General features: G+C 63.7%; 2 protein-coding genes. Both read left to right on the forward strand.

The window, feature by feature from the left end; translation table 11 throughout:
• Window positions 1-1,552 (forward strand): DUF1549 and DUF1553 domain-containing protein (locus K1X71_21180; GenBank protein ID MBX7075663.1); only part of this gene is annotated, 1,552 nt, incomplete at its 5' end.
• Window positions 1,553-1,601: 49 nt separating this feature from the next.
• Window positions 1,602-3,062: a DUF1501 domain-containing protein gene (locus K1X71_21185; protein MBX7075664.1), complete on the forward strand. Its 1,461-nt coding sequence runs from the start codon at window positions 1,602-1,604 to the stop codon at window positions 3,060-3,062.
• The last annotated feature ends 248 nt before the right edge of the window (window positions 3,063-3,310 follow it).

The raw sequence follows: 3,310 nt of genomic DNA on the forward strand, positions 1-3,310 counted from the left end.
ATGCCACGACCATCGCTACGATCCCATCTTGCACACCGACTACTATCGGCTGCGCGCCGTCTTTGAACCCGCCTACAACTGGAAGGCCTGGCGCTCCCGCCCCGAGCGACTGATTTCGCTTTATACCGACGCCGATCGCGCCAAGGCGCAAGAGGTCAACACCCAAGTCGCCGTGGTCGCCCAAGAGCGCGAGCAAAAGCAGTCGGAGTTCATGGCCGCCGCGCTCGAGAAAGAGTTGGAAAAGTTCCCCGCCGAACAGCGCGATGCGCTGCGCGCGGCCTATCAAGCGCCAGACGACAAGCGCGCCCCCGAGCAGCAAAAACTGCTCGACGACAACCCCAGCCTCAAAATCACCCCCGGCGTTTTGTATCAATACAATCAAGCGGCTGCCGACGAACTGAAGAAATTCGACGCGCGCATCGGCGAACTGCAAGCGCAAAAACCGGTTGAGGACTTTATCCAGGCCCTCACCGAAGTTCCCGGCCAGGTTCCGCCGACGTTTCTCTTCCATCGCGGCGACCATCGACAACCTCAGCAAGAATTGCCCCCCGGCGGTTTGGCGGTCTGCTCCCCCAGCGAGGCCCCGCTCGACTTTGCCGCCGATGCCGAAGCGGTTCCCACCACCGGCCGGCGACTCGCCTACGCCCGCTGGCTCACCAGCGGTCAGCATCCACTCGTAGCCCGCGTGTTGGTCAATCGCGTTTGGATGCACCATTTTGGCCAAGGCATCGTCGGCACCCCCTCCGACTTCGGCCAGATGGGGCAGCGCCCCACGCATCCCGAACTGCTCGACTACTTGGCCAGCGAGTTGGTCGCAGGAGGCTGGCGCCTCAAGCGACTGCACAAGTTGATGATGACCTCCGTAGCGTATCGGCAGTCGTCCCAGATCGACGAGGCCAAGTCCGCGCTCGATCCCGACAATCACCTGCTCTGGCGTTATCCCGTGCGGCGACTCGAAGCCGAAATGATTCGAGACCGCGTCCTGGCCGTCTCTGGCGCGCTCGATCGCGCTATGTTCGGCGCTTCGGTTCCCGTCACTCAAGACAATGTCGGCCAGATCGCCGTTGGCCCCTCTCCAGTCCCCGACGCGCCGACCACCGTCGACGCCTTGCTTGGCGATGCCGCCTCGCGCCGCAGCGTTTACTTGCAAGTCCGTCGCAGTCAGCCGGTGGCCATGCTCCGCGCGTTTGATGCCCCGGTGATGGAAACCAACTGCGACCGTCGTCCTTCTTCGACCGTCTCGCCGCAATCGCTGGTCATGATGAACAGCGCGTTTTTAGTCGCCGAGTCGCGCCGCTTTGCCTGGCGGGTGCGGTTGGAATCGGGCGCCGATCGGGCCGCGCAAATCGACCGCGCCTGGCAACTTGCCTACTGCCGCCCCCCCGCCGAGCACGAGCGCAAACTGGCCGATGACCTGATGACCCACCAAATTGAAGAACTCGCCAAGACGCCCCCCGCCGAGGGGCAACCTGCCCCCGATCACGCCCTCACCGCCCTGGCCAGCCTGTGCCAGGTGCTCATGAGCGCCAATGAATTTTTGTATGTGGAGTAACTAGGCACGACAGCGCCACCGACTCCGTTCTCACCATGAGGCCCCTCGCATGAGTCATACATCCCGCGAAGCCTTTCTGCCGGCCACGGTCAACCGCCGTCAGTTCCTCTCGCGCAACGCGCTGGGCATTGGCTCATTGGCGCTCGCGTCGCTGCTCGAACGCGACGGCGCAAGCGCCGCGCCCAATCTCATCAAGCCGCGCGTCTTCGATATGACCCCCAAGCCCACGCATCACCAGCCGCGCGCCAAAGCGATGATCTCGCTGTTCATGAACGGCGGACCCAGTCATATCGATCTCTTCGAGCCCAAGCCCGAGTTGGCCAAACGCGATGGCCAGGATTACCCCGGCGAGGTCGTCTATAGCTTCGTCAATCGCGCCAGCAAAAAACTGCTCGCCAGCCCGTGGAAGTTCGAAAAACGTGGCCAGTCCGGCATCGAACTCTCCGAGCTATTGCCTCACTTGGCCGAAGTGGTCGACGACATCGCCTTGATCCGCTCGATGCACACCGATATCAACGGCCATGAGCCTTCCATCTGGTCGATGAACACCGGCAAGGCCCAGCCCGGCCGACCGGCGCTCGGCTCCTGGGTCACCTATGGCCTCGGCGCCGAAACCGACAATCTCCCCGCCTATGTGGTGCTGCCCGATCCGGGCGGACTCCCTGTCGATGGCGTGCGCAACTGGTCCAACGGCTGGATGCCGCCGCTGTTTCAAGGCACGGTGGCCCGCACCCAGGAACCACGCATCCTCAATCTCGATCCCCCCGCGCACCTGCACGGCGCGCCGCAGCGACAAAATCTGGAGCTATTGGCCGCGCTCAATCGCGATCACCTCACGCGCCACCCGGGCGAAAGCGACCTGGAAGCCCGTATTGCCAGCTACGAACTCGCGGCGCGCATGCAAACCGCGGCCAAGGAAGCGTTCGACATCTCGAGCGAGAGCCAGGCCACTCGCGCGCTCTACGGACTCGACAATCCAGACACCGCCGAATACGGCGCGCGACTGGTAATCGCCCGCCGCTTGATCGAGCGCGGCGTGCGCTTCGTGCAGGTCTTCATCGCCGGGCAGATCTGGGACAACCACACCGGCATTCGCGGCGCGTTGCCGCCGTGCTGCAAGAAAACCGATCAACCTGCCGCCGCGCTCATCAAAGATCTCAAGAGCCGCGGGCTGCTCGAGTCGACGATCGTCCACTGGGGCGGCGAGATCGGCCGGCTCCCCGTGACCGAGGGAACCGGCGCCGCCGATCAGGTGGGCCGCGACCACAACGGCCAAGGCTTTAGCATGTGGCTCGCCGGCGGCGGCATTCGCGGCGGTGTGGCCCACGGCGCCACCGACGAGTTCGGCCACCGCGCCGTCGTCGATCCCGTCAGCACCAACGATTACCACGCCACGCTCATGCACCTGCTGGGCATCGACCACACCCGCTTGACCTATCTCTACAACGGTCAGGAACAGCGCCTCACCGACAATCAATCCTGCCGCATCGTGCAAGAAATCCTCGCCTGATCTTTATTTCCCCTCTGCGTCCCTGCGTCTCCGCGGTTGTTCTTCCTCACTCAAGCCAAAAACTGGCCTTCATCGATAGGTCGTGCGGTGCAAGCCTGGCCGTAGCGCGCCGAGACGGAGATCGCGCGTCAAAGTGAGTGCTGACCTTCTGCCAGCTCTTTTCAAACAGTTTGCTTTGCGTCCTCTACCAGGCACTCCGCCAACTGCGCCTGAGCGCGGCCGACGACCGTCAGGAACTCCGGGTAGCT

It is taken from the genome of Pirellulales bacterium, assembly GCA_019694455.1.
Lineage (GTDB): Bacteria > Planctomycetota > Planctomycetia > Pirellulales > JAEUIK01 > JAIBBY01.

Coding starts and splice junctions, on each gene's coding strand:
- K1X71_21185 (MBX7075664.1), top strand. CDS start 1,602: ATGAGTCATACATCCCGCGAAGCCTTTCTGCCGGCCACGGTCAACCGC.